This is a genomic window from Zhongshania sp., assembly GCF_041623545.1.
In the GTDB taxonomy this organism is placed as follows: Bacteria; Pseudomonadota; Gammaproteobacteria; order Pseudomonadales; family Spongiibacteraceae; genus Spongiibacter.
The window spans coordinates 1-16,398 of record NZ_JBFJWS010000006.1; the positions used below are offsets into that span (position 1 = coordinate 1).

The following is a 16,398-nucleotide window of genomic DNA, read 5'->3' on the forward strand; positions in this document are numbered from 1 at the left end:
ACTCCGCCAGGGTGTGCGTAGAGCCCCTGGCTAATGAATACCAGAGAGATTGCGGCGACGTTCCTGATAGCTCTTGGCCAATACAGCACTAAATACCTCGATTGATTACAATTTTGTGGGCGGCGCTACAGCTGACTGTAAGTGTTTACTACCACTAACCTTCCTTAAAACATGAACATCCATGTATTGCTAAGCCAGAACCCAATCACGCAGCGGTGATAATTCCGCTGAAGTTACTTGCCTGAATATAGCGATTCATAATACTGTATATATAACCAGTTATGCAATCAGAGGCAACTATGGACGTTTCATTAATTAGCCGGGGCGCTCGATTTAAGCGTCAACTTATCCCCCTATTTCTCGACCGGATTTCAGCTGGATTTCCATCTCCGGCGCAGGATTATATAGAGCGTACGCTCGATCTCAATGAGCTATGTGTAAAACATCCCGCCGCAACATTTTTTGTTCGCGTGCAAGGTGACTCTATGAGTGATGCCGGTATTTACCCGAATGACATACTTGCCGTAGACAGATCTTTAAAGGCAGTTCATGGAGATATCGTTATCGCCTGTCTTGATTCGGAAATGACAGTAAAGGAACTCGCCCTAAAGCCAACGACCAAACTCATTCCGAGAAACGCCGCCTATGAAGCCATAGAAATTGGTTCCGGCAGCGACTTAGAAATCTTTGGCGTGGTAACAAACGTGATTAGGACGATACGTCGCTAATGAGTGGAAGCGTCTTTGCATTAGTAGACTGCAATAATTTCTACGCGTCCTGTGAGACATTATTTCAGCCCAAATACCGTGGATCGCCAATCGTTGTACTCTCGAATAATGATGGCTGCGTTGTCGCTAGGTCTAAAGAGGCAAAACTACTGGGCATTAAAATGGGCGTTCCGTTCCATCAAATATCTGCAATGGTTAAGCAGAAGAAGGTTGTTGTTTTTTCATCGAACTATGCGCTTTATGGCGATCTATCCCATAGGGTGATGTCCGTCCTTGGGGATATAGCCCCAGACGTTGAAGTTTATTCCACCGACGAGGCATTTCTGTCGCTGGCCGGAATGGAGCGAAACATAGATTTAGTCGCGTATGGCCAGGCTATTCGAGAGCGTGTACAGAACTGGACTGGAATTACTGTGTGCGTGGGTATTTCAACGACGAAGACATTAGCAAAACTAGCCAATCATGCAGCTAAAGCTTATCCAGCCACCGGTGGCGTAGTGGACCTCACTGATCGTCACCGTCAACGAAAACTATTAGCGTTAACACCGGTTGGTGATGTATGGGGCGTTGGAAGACAGCTTTCGATAAAATTACATGATCTCAATATCCATACAGCACTAGATTTAGCAGAGGCTGATCTAAAGACGCTGCGAAAGCAGTTTTCGGTCGTTCTTGAGCGCACGGCTCGTGAATTGAATGGCGAATCATGTCTAGCCCTTGAGGATGTTGTCAGTGCTAAAAAGCAGATAGTTTGCTCGAGAAGCTTCGGCACAAGGGTTGAAGAGTTAACACAGTTACGTGAAGCAGTCTCAAGCTACACTGCTCGTGCGAGTGTAAAGCTACGTGCAAGTGGCCAGCTGGCAAAACAAGTTACCGTGTCTGTACGAACAGGCGCTTTTAACCAAAATGAAACGCCATATAACAATATGGCATCTACAACACTTGCCGTCCCAACAGATGACAGCTCGGTACTTTGCAAGGTCGCTAATAGCCTATTAGGCAAAATATGGCGACCGGGTTACAGGTACGCCAAAGCAGGAGTAATGCTTTCGGATTTATATGGAAAAGACACCATTCAGGAAGATCTATTTTCGCCACAAGGCACAGCAGATAGAGCCAAATTAATGGCAACACTCGACAATATTAACAAAAGTCGACATGGCCAGGTGTTCCTAGCGGCGCAGGGAATCAAGCAGAGATGGGCCATGCACCGTGACTACTTATCACCTAGCTATACCACTCAGTGGTGTGATATTCCTTTGGTCTAGTTGTAATTCTATGTCTGTTTTGAGTTTCTAGGCTGTGTTTGTCAGATTAACGCTGCGTTGAGACGGCTAGTATCGCTTTCTGCCGATACGTATTTGTATTTATCGATCGGTGGATATCCCCAATTATAAGCTTTTACTCAGTTACGTAAGCTATCCCCATACTGCACGTGGGAGTGCAGATGGGGAGTGAAAAGTGGCTATTACTAGTAACGTATTCGAGAAGTGCATAAGAATATCAAGATTGGCAATATTGTTACCCCTTACGATGGTTGCGTGCATAGGTTGCGCAAATACTGGGAGTAGCGGCACGTACCTGATTGGAGATGAAGCACCCGCTCCGTTGGGGTACAGCGACGCAGTTTTGGCGAAGCGAATAGTGCCTCTATATAAGAGTGGCGCGTAGCGGTAATTGGGTAGCCTCCCTAGAGACCTTGAGAGCCGGCAGATAGGATTCCCTATACAATAGAGCCCTCTCATATTCCAGCATAATAAAATTAGGATTTTCAGGCGTTGCCTTGTCGTTTTCGGGCGATAGTCTATTCTTTACCTTTACATAATTGTCTACCCATAAAGTACGTCGAGCATGCTAATCACGCGCCGAGAAATTTCACTTTACTTTTTGTTTGTGCCTGCCCTGTTTTTATTAGGGTGTGCAACTCCGCCTAAGCCATTTCGAGCGAAAACGGGGCTTTTAGCGCAACTTCAGGGCTCACCTGAAGATTTGAAGCCAGTTTTGGACAAAGTCCTACAACGTGTAAATGATAAATTTCAGTATGATTCGGACTCATCGACTTACGGCGAGAGCGACTACTGGATTCCTGCGAGCGAGAGCAATGGTTGGCGTGGAGATTGTGAAGATCATGCTTTGCTGTGCAGAGAACTGCTGCAGGCTAAAGGGGTATACGGCAGTTTGTTGTTGACTTGCTGGACAGAAACCGAACAATATCACTGCGTTTTGTATATGGAGGGTTGGATTCTCGATGTGCGTTTTTCTAGAGTGATGTCAAATACCGATCTTGAACGAGTTGGATATAAATGGCACAAGGCGGGTTTGGAAGATGGTCGCTGGTTCTATGTGGACTTGTCGGCATAGCCCTGGCGGTTACACCATTTTTTAAGATAGGCGTACTCATTAATTGAGCGATTGCAGATAGAGCTTCGTTGCTCAAGCTGTTCGAGGGATTTGGCGACGAGCCCTGCCGTATTTGAGTTGCTCGCCAGCCCCCGATCAATCGACGCAATGACGATTTTTTTACCTCGAGTAGGAAGCATCTCCCAAGCAAAAACCCCTGTTTCGGTAATTTTGAGTAATACATCAGGTCGCCATTGCCCAGCGTTGAATGCGTTTTGCAAGGCATCTAATGCCTCTTGATCAATGATACCTAGCCGGGTTTTTACTAGTGCGATATCGATCCATGTATAGGGCCAGCTTGGCTGAAGCTTCGCTGCACGGCGATAGTCCGCTAAAGCAAGTAAGCGTGACTCGGCCGCAACCGGGTCGCCTATTTGCTTCTTGTAATCGCGCCAGTCATGGATGCGGCCGCGATTGATCAATAGATTTGGATTTACTACTGGATACCAATTAATTGCACGCTCAATAGCGCGGTAGGCGATAGACCAAGCTTGTGGTTGGGGTTCCTCTTTGCGGAACATCCAGTCGCTAAGGAAATGCTCAGCTTGGCGTGAATATAGTGAAGAGATTGAAATGCGTGCGCCCATAATTAAACACAATATGCAAAATAAGCAAATGCAGATCCAGAGCGTAGGTCTTCGTTTTTGTGTTTCTATCATTCGATCAGCCTGAGATGGGGAAGTGAGATTTGGTGATTCCCCAAGGGTTGCTGATCATTAGCGCTTGCGCAGTCGCATAGCCTTGGCGCTTGCATACAATATCGTAGGCTTGGCGGAGTAGCGGGGGTCGCCGTTTGGTGTGATGAGAGTCTGAGGCAACTACGGTTACCAAGCCATCGGCGACAAGCGATAGCGCCATTTTCTCGGATTTTGGACCAAAATTTCCGGTTAGTGATGCGGCAGTCACCTGCAGTAAGCAACCTTGCTCCAGAAGCGGTGCCAGTTGACCTGGCCGCTCGAGTAAACTTTTATTTCGCTCTGGGTGGGCGATCATGGGGCAAACTCCATGGTCAAGTAGCCATCGGGTTAACTTCGCGCTGCCCATCGGAATTGCGCCATGTGGGAACTCTAAAAGGAGAACTTTCTTGCCATGCCAATTACCGAGAAAGGGTATGTCATTGCGTTCGATCGCACTTATTATTTCAACATCAAATCTGACTTCAGCTGCAGCACCAATGACCAAGTTGATGTTGTGCTCATTTAAGGCGCGTCGTAGGTTTTCGCAGGCAAGCGCGATTGTATCTGCTGTGTTGTCGTAGCGACCGAAATGGATATGGGGCGTGCAAACGGCGTGGGTAATTCCATTTTCAACGGCGGCTTTTGCCAGAGCCAAAGAATCCTCTATTGTTTGAGCGCCGTCATCGATCCCGGGAAGGATGTGGCAGTGGATATCAATCATTTATACACCAGATGGTGATGAGCAACCCCTTGTTAATTAGCTATGGTATTTTCCGTATCGATAGTACTTACTTTTTTTGTCGTTAACTTGGCTAAACACGATACCTGAAACCCGCAGCCTGTTTTGCAACATTTGACCAATACTTGATTCCACGATTTTTCTCGAAGTAGATTCACTGCGCACCACTTGTAATAAAATGTCGGCGTTCTTGGCTAATACAAGAGCGTCGCTAACGGCCTGTATGGGTGGTGTGTCAATTACAATATAATCAAAGCGGCTGCGCATTTGAGTGATAAATTCAGCAAACTGAGGCGATGACAGTAGGTCCAGCGGATTCGGCGGCACTGCACCCGCACTTATAATGTGTATGCCATCTTTTTCATACAAGCATTCCTCTATAGTTGCAGTACCTGTGAGTATGTTGGCTAATCCGGGCGAGCCAACTGGTAAATCGTAGGCTTTGCCGAGCACCGGTTGCCGCATATCTGCGTCTACCAAAAGTGTTTGTTTTAACTGTCCAAGGGCTAGCGCTAGATTGCTAGCAATAATGCTCTTACCCTCGCTTGGGACAGACGAGGTTATGTAAATAAGCTGCTGGTTGTCATCGTTGGTTGCCAGCAATGTACTTGTGCGCAGCCCGCGGATTGACTCAGCAAATGCACCTTTTGGGGTGTTAATGAAAGACTTTGTTAGCGCCTTCCTTTTTTGGCGTTTTACAAAGGGAATCACGCCAAAAACGGGCAGGTTCAGGTAATCTTCGATTTGTTTAACGCTGCTAAAGGTATTGCCAAGTGCGTCAGACAGCAGTGTTATCCCGACGCCGATCATGAGTGCTAGTAATGCAGAGAGCGTTACAATAAGCGCCTTCTTTGGCTTAACTGGAACGCTTGGCACGGTAGCTGGGTCAACAATTCTTGCATTGGCCATTTCCATATCGGTTGTAGCCGAGGTTTCTTTCAGGCGGCCGAGAAACGTATTGTAAAGGGAACGGTTTGTATCAACTTCGAGTTGAAGCTCTCGTAGTGTGAACTCTTTTTTTGCAATTTCTTTTATTTCATTCCTGTTATTATTGTAAGAGCTGCTTAGCGACTCCTCATTCGCTTTCGCCAATAAGTAGTTTTTCTCAATACTAGAAACAACTTGGCCAACCTGGTTACGTAAACTCTGATTAGCAGATGCCAACTCTGATTGCGCGCTAATCATCGTAGGGTGTTTAGGGCCGTAACGGCGCGAAAGTTCCTGCACTTTTGAAATTGCTTTGGCTTGCTCGGTTTTAAATTGTTGTACCCCACTATTACTCAGTACAGCTGGTACAGAGCTGAGCCTTTCTAGATCATCGCGGTGAATTTGGCTAACCTGCTGGAATTCACTTTGAGCGCTGGCAAGTTCCTTTCTGGCATCAGTGAGGCGGCTGCTGATGCTACTTAAGGTATCTGCAGACAAGGTCGTTATACCTTCAAGATCCACAAGATTTTCTTTCTCTCGGTAGAATTGCAAGCGGCGTTCAGAATTTTTAAGTTTGTCCTTAAGGTCAATCAAGCGTTCTGACATCCACGAGGTTGCCGTTTCACGCATGCTGAGCCGAGCATCAAGCTGACCGCTAATGTAATTGTTCGCTATGCTGTTGGCCACTCGCGCAGCTATGTCCGGGTTGGTCATGTCAACATGAATTCGAACCAACTGTGTTTTTGCTAATGGTGATATTGTCACCTGCCGCTGGAGCGCTTTGAGCGTGAAATCGATTTGTTCATCTAATGTCGGTGGGGCGGCGGGGGCGAGGTCGCTAGGCCGTATGAACGGCAAATATTCACTTAACTTTAGCGATTTAATAAGGGAGTCGAGATTGAAGTGGGTTTCCGACTCCACTGTGAAGTCTTGTTGTTTAGTCAATCCAAGCTTTTTGACAACTGTCTTCAATAGTTCGCGGCTTTCTAGGAGGGCAAATTGCGTAGACAAATATTCCCCTCTTGAGGTGTCTAAGCCAAATAGCTCTTCTGCAGATACCATTTTGTTTTTAGTGGGTTCAATAAGCAGTGTTGTAGTTGCTCTAAAAACCGGCTGTACGGATAACACCGCGAGTGTGCTCAGCATGACTACTGCTATCGTTAAAAAAAGGATGCTCCACTTTGCTTGATTTAGTACGCTCCAAATATGGAGTAAATCAAGTTGATTGGCGACGACAGGGCGTTGATTATTCGATTGCATATTCATAGGTCGCTTAAAAAAAACTCTCGTCAACGGTGACGATATCGCCGGGGTAGATGTTGGAGTCTAGGGAGCTTCGAACGGGCTTTCTTTTATTGTCATTGTCTCGAATGATATAAAACTTGCTTCGAGACGCGCGTTCGGTAAAGCCTCCCGCAATTGCAATAGCTTTGCGTAATGTTAAGCCTGGGGTGAAGGGGTAGCCCCCGGGTTTTTTAACTTCGCCATTGACAAAAAACGACCGGTATTCGAGAATTCGTACCGTGACTTTTGGGTCAATTAGGTAATCACCCAATAAGCTGGCTTTAATTGTAGATTCAACTTCCGCGCTTGTTAATCCCTTGGCTCGAACTTCGCCCAAAAAGGGGTATGAGAACGTTCCTGCATCGGTTAATCGGATCTCTGCGAAACTTAGGTCGGGCTCGCCAAATACTTGTACGCTGAGCAAGTCTCCCGCACCAAGCCGGTAAATGGAATCTAGGTTCGTGCCTGCTGTTTTTGAGGTTTCTTGGGCTAAAATAGGTGCTGCGGCAACTAACGATAAACAAACTAAGATATAGGATAAAAGTCTTTGCATTGTTTTTTTTTCAGATCCAGTTTGAGAGCTTAGGTGGCTAACGATATAGTTCCAGTAAGCGCCTAGTATGCCTTAAATCGCGAAAGTCACGCTAATTTCTACAATATTGCTATCGAACTCTTCTATTGGCGAGTTAGATTCACGCTCTTTTCGGCTGTATCTGCCGCTAAATTCCACATTCCGAGTCATTTTATAGATTAGGGCGGCCGACGCAGTATTGGTGTCGTCTTTACGCCCATTGAACGCCTTGCCCTTATAATCCTCATTGATCGAATTGTAGCTTAGCTGGGATTCAATTTGGTAGGACCAGTCATGGGTCCAGCTGAGAGTGGTGTTTGTCGTCTCAATGACATCAGATCTCACGCTACCTTCGGCTGCTCCTTTGCCGGTTGTAAGGTTAATCCGTGAATAGCTCCTTGGTTGCCACGTAATATTTATATCCCAAGCTGGCTCAGAGGTATCTATGGCATTGGCACTATCGAAATTCTTGTCTTCTTGGCCGAGGCGGATGTAGCTGCTTGTTTTGGCCGTTGCTTCCCAGGTCACGCCGGCATAGTATTTTGTGGCATTATTGTTTAGTAGGCTTTTTGCGTCTTCGTAGTCAAAGTCGGTGCGTATGACTTCGAGTAAGATTCTCGTCTTGGGGGCAACCCGGACGTAAAAGGTGCCGCCCTGGGTAATCATGTCGCGTTCTTTTAGTCTGTTTTGGGACAGTGTGTCAAGGTTGTTTAAATAGCTAAGATTACTTGCGCCGAGATTTAGTTCAAGCTGAGCGCGGGCAGTATCAGCACCGAGGCGATATCGGCCTGCTAAATTTGTAAAGCGTGATTCGTCACCTACCTCTTCATCGGTGGCCGCTCGGTTGATACTAGTTCTGATGTCTTGCTTCTCAATATAGTCGAAGGATAGTGATGCGTTGTTACTGGCATTAAAAGCAAATTGGCTGCCTAGCAGAAGTTGGTGGTCTGTATGGTTATCCTTAGAATCATACTCATAGGACTCATTGGTCAGTGTGTAGGCGCCGTCGAACGAGACCTTTGGGCTGCCTACTTTAAACAGGAACGCAGGCTGAACGATGGCTATCGCCGACGAGTCTCTTGGTTGTGATTTCGGGTCTTGGGAGATGTTGTCATCGTGGCGAGCGCCAAGTGTAAGCAGCGATAGAAAATGATCGCCATCCTCTAACTGAAAGTCTGCGTTTGCTGCTGAGCAAAGAGATGCAAGCAGTGTAACGCAGCAAATCATGCTGCTCTTCATTTCATTTCCCCATGATTTTGCGTTTTTAGGAGTCTTTAATTGTTGTGGGAATTAAGCAATCTGCCATCTATCGCGATAAGGTATGCTAATTTAAAGAATTAAAATATTGAATCCCTTCGCGCTACGATTTTTGGCGGTTTTGTACAAAAAATAATATTTCTCAGTGTAATGCATTTGTATATTAGATTCTATAGACTAGCTTCCAATCGGTAATAGTAAGCCATAAATAATTCAACTAGCCCATGCGTATGCATTGATCGCGCGTTTTTCGTGACGTGCTTTAGGAGTCTGAAATGAGAAAAATAATTAGAAACCTAGCGGCTGTCTGGGCATTTTCGGCCGTGTGTGTCTGTTTTTCATCAGTTGCAATGGCTGATCAGTCGGCTGTAACGGCGTTAAACCAGGCAGGAATCGCCTTGACAGAAGAAGAGTACGTTGCGTTTTTGCAGGCTGAGCCGGCGCAAATTGCTGCTGTAGCCGCTAAATTACTTGCAAAAAGGCCGGCCGTTGATGTTGAGCTAGTTGCAAGTCTAGTGGGTACATTGGTAGCGGAGTTTCCCGATTTTGCTGTTGCAATAACTGAATCGATAGTTAAGGCGCTTCCAGCGATGGCGCCAGTAGCTGTTGCAGCTGCAGTAAAGGCTGCACCTTTGCAAGCAGTCGAAATTGTCGCCGCTGCGGTCGCCGCTGCGCCAAACTACGCGCGCTCAATTGTGGCTGCAGCTGTGGCCCTGCAGCCACAATTGGCGGAGCAGATCGTGCGAGCAGCAGTTAAGGCTGCGCCTGAGCAGAGTGCGGCGATCAACTCAGGTGCCAGCGATGGTCGCAGACAGGCGGCGAATAAAGCCGGAGGCAGTGATCAAACTGCTAGCGGGCCATCTAAAGCTGCGCCCGGAAATAATAAGACCAAGAGTGGTGGCGGGGATACTAATGGGGCTGCCAGTCCGAGCTAACAATAGCTTTATTTGATATCCGTTAGCTTGGCTGCCTTTGGGCGCTAATTCGGCGTTTTTTACAAGCTGGGTGTGTTCCGGTTTTCGATGTGGCTCCGAAGTGTTGTGGATCTAGCCGATGTATATTTGCTCGTTGGTTAGGTCAAAACTGGTTTGGTAAAGCTCCTATTGACAAATAAGCTCTGGCCATATCCATTTCCGTAAAAGCGCCTCATCAACTGCTGGTCTAGAAAGGCTTAGATTTTTGTGTCCAACGGGCGACTTTAGATGTTTGAGCGCCAGTAACTAGCAGCTGGTAGAGTATTAATCGTGAATTTGGTTGTTGCTTAAAAGTTGTTGAACCTACATGCAGTACGCGTTTTAGGTGCCAGTTATTAATTAAAGAGTATAGTTGTTCATGCCCAATCCGATTTTCGTTACACAGCCCTACCTTCCTCCGCTGGAGGAGTTCATACCTTACTTAGAAGAAATATGGGCCAGTAAAACCCTGACAAATTGCGGCCCATTTCATCAGCAGCTTGAGAAAGCTCTCTGTGACTATCTGGGTGTTGAGCACCTAGCTTTGTTTGCCAATGGTACAATTGCTTTGGTTACGGCACTGCAAGCCTTGCGAATCACTGGGGAAGTTATTACTACGCCGTATTCGTTCGTGGCTACTGCGCACTCCCTGTTGTGGAACGGGATTACCCCTGTATTTGTGGATGTGGATCCTAAAACCCTTAATCTAGACCCTGCGAAGATCGAAGCGGCTATTACACCTCAGACTACAGCGATCATGCCAGTGCATTGTTATGGACATCCCTGTGATGTCGAAGCTATCCAGAAGATTGCTGACAACTATAACCTGAAGCTTATCTATGACGCCGCTCATGCCTTTGGTGTAAAAGACAAAGGTGGCAGTGTGTTGCGCCATGGTGACCTTTCTGTTCTGAGTTTCCATGCTACAAAGGTATTCAATACTTTTGAGGGTGGGGCCATCATCTGTCCCGATGCCAAGACTAAGTTAACTATCGATAGACTCAAAAATTTTGGTTTTGTTGATGAAACCACGGTAGTGGCCTCCGGTATCAACGGTAAAATGAGTGAGATCAATGCCGCTTTCGGAGTGTTGCAGCTCAAGCATATTGATGGCGCTCTGGCGTGTCGTAAAGAGATTGACGCAACGTACCGAAGTGAACTCGAAGCTGTTAAGGGCATTCGTAGTTTGAAAAACTCAGGCGAAGAGGTGGTTAACTACGCGTATTTTCCGATATTGGTAGAAGACGATTATCCGCTCAGTCGAGACGAGCTTTATGAAAAGCTGAAAGCACATGGCATTTTTGCTAGACGGTATTTTTATCCGCTCATCACTGATTTTTCCATGTATAGAAACATACCCTCAGCGGACCCAGAAAATTTACCAGTGGCGAATACGGCCGCTAAAAAGGTTATCTGCTTGCCGATCTATCCGGCATTAAGCCAAGCAGACTTAAGGCTAATTATCGAAGTGCTTAAGTGTGGAGATGTATTGTGAAAAGAATTCATTTTGGTTTGATGGGGGCAGGTGGCTTTGCGCGGGAGGTAATGCCATACGTCCGCGCTAGCGTAAGTAAATCTATAAATTGTTCTTCCGAAGAGATAGAGCTGTATTTTGTAGAAACTTGGGAGCCTAAAGTCAGTACGGTGAATGGCTACCCATTAGTGTCCTTAACTGATTTTTCTAAGCTACCTGGGCATAAATATTTTAATGTAGCCGTTAGTGACGGCCGTGCACGAGAGGAGCTTGTGCAAGCTGTAGGTGGTAGTGCTGAAGTCATACAAATTCACGCTCCACAAGCGGTTATACTCGAGGCCAATGAAATTGCTGATGGTTCGATCCTTTGCCCTTTCACCGCAGTAACCTCAAATATTCGGATTGGACGTTATTTTCAGGCAAACTTCAATGCGATTGTAGGGCATGATTGTGTGATTGGTGATTTCGTCACTTTAGCGCCAAGTGTTAACTGCCTTGGTCGCGTGCATATTGGAGATTACGCATATATAGGTACAAATGCGATGATCAGGCAGGGGGCGGCGGATAAACCGCTCAGAATTGGAACGGGTGCCATTGTTGGGATGGGTGCTGTTGTGACGAAGGATGTGCCTGATGGCGCAACAGTTATTGGTAACCCAGCTCGGGTAATGTCCAAATGAAATGCCTTATTTGTGATGCAAAGAGTACGTATTTTTTTTCAAAACAGTATAACGAGTACCCGTTCAATGAGTTTATGCGTGGGATAGGTGATGTTGAATACTATAAATGCTCGCATTGTGGATTCGTCATATCTAAGACGCATAGTGAGCTAAGTAAAGACAAGTGGAGTGATTTGAACGAAAAATTTCATCATTTTCATGAAACTGAAGAATCTGACAATAAAGTAAACCAGCCGCCCTACGCAGAGCAGGCTATGATGATTTCAATGCTGGTAAATAATAGGATAGTTGATGCAACTAATATGCTTGACTACGCGGCGGGATATGGAACGCTGAGTAATATATTGCACCGATATTTTAATATTGAATTACCTGTGTACGATCCATATGTAAAAGCTTCTGGTAATACACGATATATAGAAAACCCGGTACAGAGGGAATGCGGCACGGTCATAAATTCCGCAATGTTCGAGCACGTTTTGAATCGAGCGGATTTAGACAGTGTTAATGACTTAGTACATGAAAACGGTAGCCTGATAATCCACACCGTAGTATGCGAAAATATTCCTAAAAATCCAGATTGGTTCTACCTTCGTCCTCCCGTTCATACAGCATTCCATACCAATAAAAGTATGGAAATACTTATGCAGCAATGGGGGTATAAATCTTCTGTCTATTGTTTACCGGCCAAATCATGGATTCTATTTAGAGATCCCGTTGACTGTATGCAACCTAAAATTGAAGCGATAAATAAAGAAATTCAAAGTAATTGGTTTTATAGCAAAGAAGGTTTTGTAGATTACTGGAAAGGCTTCTAGCGTGTTAGTTCGTTGAATCCCGCCAGAAAAACGCTGTACTGGGATAGCTTAAATCGTTAGCGGTATTAGAGTTTTCCCAATTCGCTCAGAAAAAAATCCTAAAATTAAGTCGATCTTTTGTCGTCGACAGAAGTAAATCGAATATGGTCCTAATTTTATTAAATAGTGAAATATACGTTTGAAAATAAAATCCATTAAAATAAACACGTTGGCTAATTATGTGGGCCAGCTATATGTGATGTTAATTGGTTTGGCGGTTACACCTTTATTTTTGCAGTATCTTGGTGCGGAAGCGTATGGTTTGGTTGGTTTTTTTGCCTTATTACAAGCTTGGATGAATTTACTCGACGTTGGGCTAACTCCAACGCTCGGAAGAGAGATATCGTTTGCGCGCGGGCAAATTAATGGCTTTGATGAATTTAGGAAGCTGTTGAAAAGTTTTGAGCTCATTTTTATTTTTCTTGGTGTTTTGGTTTTTCTTGGAATATATATTGTCAGCGGCTGGTTAGCGGTAGGCTGGATTAATGCAGAACAATTAGAATTCGATATTATAAGCTATTGTATCGTGCTGATGGGGGGCATGATTGGTATCCGTTGGCTAGCGGGCTTATTTCGCAGTGGTATCAATGGGCTTGAAGATCAAGTATGGCTTAATATTGCTAATATTATTCTAATTAGTCTAAGGTTTGTTGGGGGGCTGGCTCTGCTTGCATTCATAAGCACAGATGTCCGTCACTTTTTTGAATATCAATTATTGGTCGGTCTGGTTGAGCTATTGATTTTGATGGCGCACTTCTATAGCAAGTTACCCCCATCGACTGCTCCTATTGCTGTAGTTTCATTTCATTTGGGAAGTGTTAAGCGGGTGGCGCCTTTTGCGTTAAGTGTGGCCTATACGTCAGGGATTTGGATATGTGTATCGCAAATGGATAAGTTGGTGTTATCAAGTGTACTACCGCTAGCGGAATTTGGGTATTTCAGTTTGGTTGCCTTGCTGGTTGCTGCTATTGCTGGGCTTACAGCTCCAATATGTATTGCTGTCCAGCCCCGTATGACATATCTATTGTCTAATGGCCAGGAAGAGGAAATGCTTGCACTTTATCGTGGCGCCACTCAACTTGTTACTTGGGTTGCCACGTCGGTGTCAGTGATGGTGGCATTATTTTCAGAAACTTTGATGTACTCTTGGACAGGTGATAGATTGGCTGCCGCTTGGGCGGAAGATATTCTCTTTTGGTTTTCGCTAGGTAGCGGTGTTTTAGCGGTACTGTCGTTTCAATATTATCTCCAGATAGCACACGGAAAGCTAAAGCTACATATACTTGGTGCTACGATCTCCATGGCTATTGATGTGCCGATTACTATTTACGTCGCACTAAACTATGGTGCTCTTGGTGCAGGAATAGCATTGTTTGTTTTTAGACTTTTTTGGATGCTGGTCTGGACGCCTATAGTTCATCATAGATTTGCACCCGGTTTGCATATGAAATGGCTTATTAACGACGTTTTGATTATCGCTTTAACAGTAACTTTGATGGCTGTGCTTATGCGCGCATTATTTCCTCTGATTCCAGAGCTGTCACGAGCATTAACCTTTGCAACACTGATAATAATGGGCCTTATAGTTATGATTGCAAGCGGGCTATCCTCCAGCTTTATGCGAGAATATTTCATGAGAGTGCGTTGTGCGTAATTTAAGAACAGAACGAGAAATAACAAGCCGTTGGGGGCCTGTCAGTGAAAATCCCGCTGTAAGTATCTGCTGCATAGCATACAATCACGAATCTTATATCGAAGATGCGTTTGAAGGTTTTTTAATACAAGAAACGAATTTTCCGTTTGAAATAATAGTCCATGATGACGCATCGACAGATAAAACTGCGGATATTATCAGAGAGTATGCTGATGCATACCCTAATATCATTAAGCCTATAATTCAAAAGATAAATCAATACAGTATTAGTCAATCGCAGCCGATTATAAATGCAGTAAGAGTAAGTCGCGGTAAGTATGTTGCGGTGTGTGAAGCAGATGATTACTGGCTTGATCCTAATAAAATACAAATTCAGCATGATTACTTGGAAAAAAATCCAAGTATAGTTATCTCTGGGCATGACGCGAAGATCGTAAATGAAAAAAATGAAGTCGTAAGTAAATCTAAGCTTCACGATAGCATGAAAAAAGACTTTAGCCCGGAGGATCTTGTTACGGGGAAGTGTTCGGTATTAACACTTAACTGGTTTCATAGAAATATTGATGTCTATAGCTTGCCGGAACAAAGGCATGTTTTAAATATGGATAATTTCGTACTTTCATTATTAGGGCATCATGGTGGAAGTCACTATCATAGTGATATTGCTTCATCAGCTTATCGTGTTCATAGTGGCGGAGTTTGGTCAGGTGTCTCTAATAATAGAAAAAATGAAGCGCAGATAAATACATTTTTTTGGATGTACCAATACTATTCAAGAGTAAATATGAAAAGTCAAGCTCGCTGTTACTGGCAAAAGTACCTAAGAGTTGTGTTTTTACAGATTAGCTATTCTGATTTGGTGATAGAGGTCTTTCGTAAGGTATTTAGATCGCCATATTCAAAGATTAGAAGGCTCGTTGCTGGGCATTAAGTGAAAGAGAAGCTGGCCTTTAATGTGGCAGCATAAACTGAGTAGTATATTTAGATGGTGCAGAGCCATTTCACAGCAGAATAAGGCTTAGTGGATACAATTAGTTCTCTTTATTTAGTACGTAATTTTTTTATAGTTATTCAAGGAGCGAAACTAATTCTCCAGTACAAGTCATGGGGGTATTTTTCGATCAGGGTTTAGTTTGTCGATTTTAGCTAATTTTGGATTGTTGTTATGGATTTTGTCGTTACATGGGTAGATAGCAGTGACCCGAAATGGAGAGCTGATTTTGAAATTACAAAAGAAAAGAAAGATGGGTGTGGTGATTTTAGTGCGCCTCGGTTCAGGGACTGGGATAATCTGAAATATTGGTTTAGGGGCGTGGAGAGGTATGCGCCTTGGGTTCGGAAGGTGCATCTCGTCACTTCGGGGCACTATCCTGAGTGGCTCAATTTAAGTTGTGATAAATTGAATATTGTAAGGCATGAGGACTATATTGATCCGCAATATTTGCCAACATTTAATTCGCGAGTCATAGAGAATAACCTCCATAAAATTGAATCATTGGCTGAAAAGTTTGTTTTATTCAATGATGACTTTTTTATTATAGATAAAATGGATCCAAAAGATTTTTTTAAAAACGACTTGCCATGCGATTGCGCTATTTTAAATGCTTCGTCAGGCGATGGAATATCTTACATATTAATGAATAATTTATCCTTAATAAATAAAGTGTTTGATAAAAACACCGTCATTACAGAGAATTTTTTGAAGTGGTTTAACCTGAGGTATGGGAAATCTATTCTTAGAACGATATTGTTGTTAGCTTGGCCTAGGTTTACCGGATTTTATGAGCCGCATGCTCCGCAATCGTACCTGAAGTCTACTTTTGTTAAGTGTTGGGCGCTTTACGGCGAGGAATTGGAAAACACTAATAAATCAAATTTTAGATTGCATAGTGACGTTAATCATTATTTGTTTAGGTATTTTCAGCTCGTTACCGGCCGCTTCTCGCCGATGAATAGGGCGTCTAAGTCGATGATGTTTCAAGCTGCAGATCATAATTATCTCGATATAGTTGATGCAGTTATTCTAAATAAAAAACCAATTATTGTTATTAATGATGATGATTCAATTAGGAATTTTTATGCGGTTCGGTCTGCTGTAAATGGGGCATTAGAAAAAAAGCTCCAGGTAAAGTCGCAGTTCGAAAAGTAAGCAACGTTGAGTATATTCATATTGAAGATGTGTCTGGATGCTCTCGAA

Annotated in this window: 15 protein-coding genes; 10 read left to right on the forward strand and 5 right to left on the reverse strand. The window is 44.2% G+C overall.

Features of this window, described 5'->3' with window-relative positions; translation table 11 throughout:
• Positions 1-299: 299 nt before the first annotated feature.
• The 3 genes from umuD (at position 300) to ABYT30_RS01945 (ending at position 3,089) form a co-directional block, all read left to right on the forward strand.
• A complete protein-coding gene (gene umuD / locus ABYT30_RS01935; RefSeq protein WP_373094986.1) occupies positions 300-728 on the forward strand; it encodes a translesion error-prone DNA polymerase V autoproteolytic subunit in 429 nt (142 codons plus the stop codon).
• Complete coding sequence (gene umuC / locus ABYT30_RS01940) at positions 728-1,996, forward strand: translesion error-prone DNA polymerase V subunit UmuC (protein ID WP_373094988.1); 1,269 nt, start codon at positions 728-730, stop codon at positions 1,994-1,996. The genes umuD and umuC overlap by 1 nt, the downstream gene beginning before the upstream one ends.
• Positions 1,997-2,579: 583 nt before the next feature.
• Positions 2,580-3,089 carry a transglutaminase-like cysteine peptidase gene (locus ABYT30_RS01945; protein WP_373094991.1) on the forward strand — a complete coding sequence of 170 codons (510 nt, stop codon included), beginning with the start codon at positions 2,580-2,582 and terminating at the stop codon, positions 3,087-3,089.
• Here ABYT30_RS01945 and ABYT30_RS01950 read toward each other — a convergent pair.
• From ABYT30_RS01950 to ABYT30_RS01970, 5 genes are all read right to left on the reverse strand, one after another.
• Positions 3,068-3,715 carry a hypothetical protein gene (locus ABYT30_RS01950; RefSeq protein WP_373094993.1) on the reverse strand — a complete coding sequence of 216 codons (648 nt, stop codon included), beginning with the start codon at positions 3,713-3,715 and terminating at the stop codon, positions 3,068-3,070. The genes ABYT30_RS01945 and ABYT30_RS01950 overlap by 22 nt on opposite strands.
• A gap of 76 nt (positions 3,716-3,791) precedes the next feature.
• A complete protein-coding gene (locus ABYT30_RS01955; RefSeq protein ID WP_373094995.1) occupies positions 3,792-4,526 on the reverse strand; it encodes a tyrosine-protein phosphatase in 735 nt (244 codons plus the stop codon).
• A gap of 36 nt (positions 4,527-4,562) precedes the next feature.
• On the reverse strand, positions 4,563-6,737 hold the full coding sequence (locus tag ABYT30_RS01960; protein ID WP_373094998.1) for a GumC family protein: 2,175 nt from the start codon (positions 6,735-6,737) through the stop codon (positions 4,563-4,565).
• Between the two features lie 7 nt (positions 6,738-6,744).
• Positions 6,745-7,308, reverse strand: coding sequence for a polysaccharide biosynthesis/export family protein (locus ABYT30_RS01965; RefSeq protein ID WP_373095000.1), 564 nt, complete (start codon positions 7,306-7,308; stop codon positions 6,745-6,747).
• Between the two features lie 72 nt (positions 7,309-7,380).
• A complete protein-coding gene (locus ABYT30_RS01970; protein ID WP_373095003.1) occupies positions 7,381-8,565 on the reverse strand; it encodes an outer membrane beta-barrel protein in 1,185 nt (394 codons plus the stop codon).
• A gap of 293 nt (positions 8,566-8,858) precedes the next feature.
• Between ABYT30_RS01970 and ABYT30_RS01975 the strand changes: the two genes are divergently transcribed.
• From ABYT30_RS01975 to ABYT30_RS02005, 7 genes are all read left to right on the forward strand, one after another.
• Positions 8,859-9,518 (forward strand): hypothetical protein, encoded by a 660-nt coding sequence (locus tag ABYT30_RS01975; protein ID WP_373095006.1) that lies wholly within the window; start codon positions 8,859-8,861, stop codon positions 9,516-9,518.
• 397 nt (positions 9,519-9,915) lie between these two features.
• Positions 9,916-11,031: a DegT/DnrJ/EryC1/StrS family aminotransferase gene (locus ABYT30_RS01980; RefSeq protein WP_373095009.1), complete on the forward strand. Its 1,116-nt coding sequence runs from the start codon at positions 9,916-9,918 to the stop codon at positions 11,029-11,031.
• On the forward strand, positions 11,028-11,690 hold the full coding sequence (locus ABYT30_RS01985; protein ID WP_373095011.1) for an acetyltransferase: 663 nt from the start codon (positions 11,028-11,030) through the stop codon (positions 11,688-11,690). Before ABYT30_RS01980 ends, ABYT30_RS01985 begins: the two co-directional genes overlap by 4 nt.
• A 173-nt stretch (positions 11,691-11,863) precedes the next feature.
• On the forward strand, positions 11,864-12,508 hold the full coding sequence (locus ABYT30_RS01990; RefSeq protein ID WP_373095014.1) for a class I SAM-dependent methyltransferase: 645 nt from the start codon (positions 11,864-11,866) through the stop codon (positions 12,506-12,508).
• Positions 12,509-12,686: 178 nt separating this feature from the next.
• Positions 12,687-14,201, forward strand: coding sequence for a hypothetical protein (locus ABYT30_RS01995; RefSeq protein WP_373095017.1), 1,515 nt, complete (start codon positions 12,687-12,689; stop codon positions 14,199-14,201).
• Positions 14,194-15,132: a glycosyltransferase family 2 protein gene (locus ABYT30_RS02000; RefSeq protein WP_373095020.1), complete on the forward strand. Its 939-nt coding sequence runs from the start codon at positions 14,194-14,196 to the stop codon at positions 15,130-15,132. The genes ABYT30_RS01995 and ABYT30_RS02000 overlap by 8 nt, the downstream gene beginning before the upstream one ends.
• A 234-nt stretch (positions 15,133-15,366) precedes the next feature.
• The gene (locus ABYT30_RS02005; protein ID WP_373095023.1) at positions 15,367-16,350 is read left to right on the forward strand and encodes a Stealth CR1 domain-containing protein; all 984 of its coding nucleotides are present in this window, start codon (positions 15,367-15,369) and stop codon (positions 16,348-16,350) included.
• The last annotated feature ends 48 nt before the right edge of the window (positions 16,351-16,398 follow it).

Coding starts and splice junctions, on each gene's coding strand:
- ABYT30_RS01955 (WP_373094995.1), bottom strand. CDS start 4,526: ATGATTGATATCCACTGCCACATCCTTCCCGGGATCGATGACGGCGCT.
- ABYT30_RS01980 (WP_373095009.1), top strand. CDS start 9,916: ATGCCCAATCCGATTTTCGTTACACAGCCCTACCTTCCTCCGCTGGAG.
- ABYT30_RS01960 (WP_373094998.1), bottom strand. CDS start 6,737: ATGAATATGCAATCGAATAATCAACGCCCTGTCGTCGCCAATCAACTT.
- ABYT30_RS01950 (WP_373094993.1), bottom strand. CDS start 3,715: ATGGGCGCACGCATTTCAATCTCTTCACTATATTCACGCCAAGCTGAG.
- ABYT30_RS01975 (WP_373095006.1), top strand. CDS start 8,859: ATGAGAAAAATAATTAGAAACCTAGCGGCTGTCTGGGCATTTTCGGCC.
- ABYT30_RS02005 (WP_373095023.1), top strand. CDS start 15,367: ATGGATTTTGTCGTTACATGGGTAGATAGCAGTGACCCGAAATGGAGA.
- ABYT30_RS01945 (WP_373094991.1), top strand. CDS start 2,580: ATGCTAATCACGCGCCGAGAAATTTCACTTTACTTTTTGTTTGTGCCT.
- umuD (WP_373094986.1), top strand. CDS start 300: ATGGACGTTTCATTAATTAGCCGGGGCGCTCGATTTAAGCGTCAACTT.
- ABYT30_RS01965 (WP_373095000.1), bottom strand. CDS start 7,308: ATGCAAAGACTTTTATCCTATATCTTAGTTTGTTTATCGTTAGTTGCC.
- ABYT30_RS01970 (WP_373095003.1), bottom strand. CDS start 8,565: ATGAAGAGCAGCATGATTTGCTGCGTTACACTGCTTGCATCTCTTTGC.
- umuC (WP_373094988.1), top strand. CDS start 728: ATGAGTGGAAGCGTCTTTGCATTAGTAGACTGCAATAATTTCTACGCG.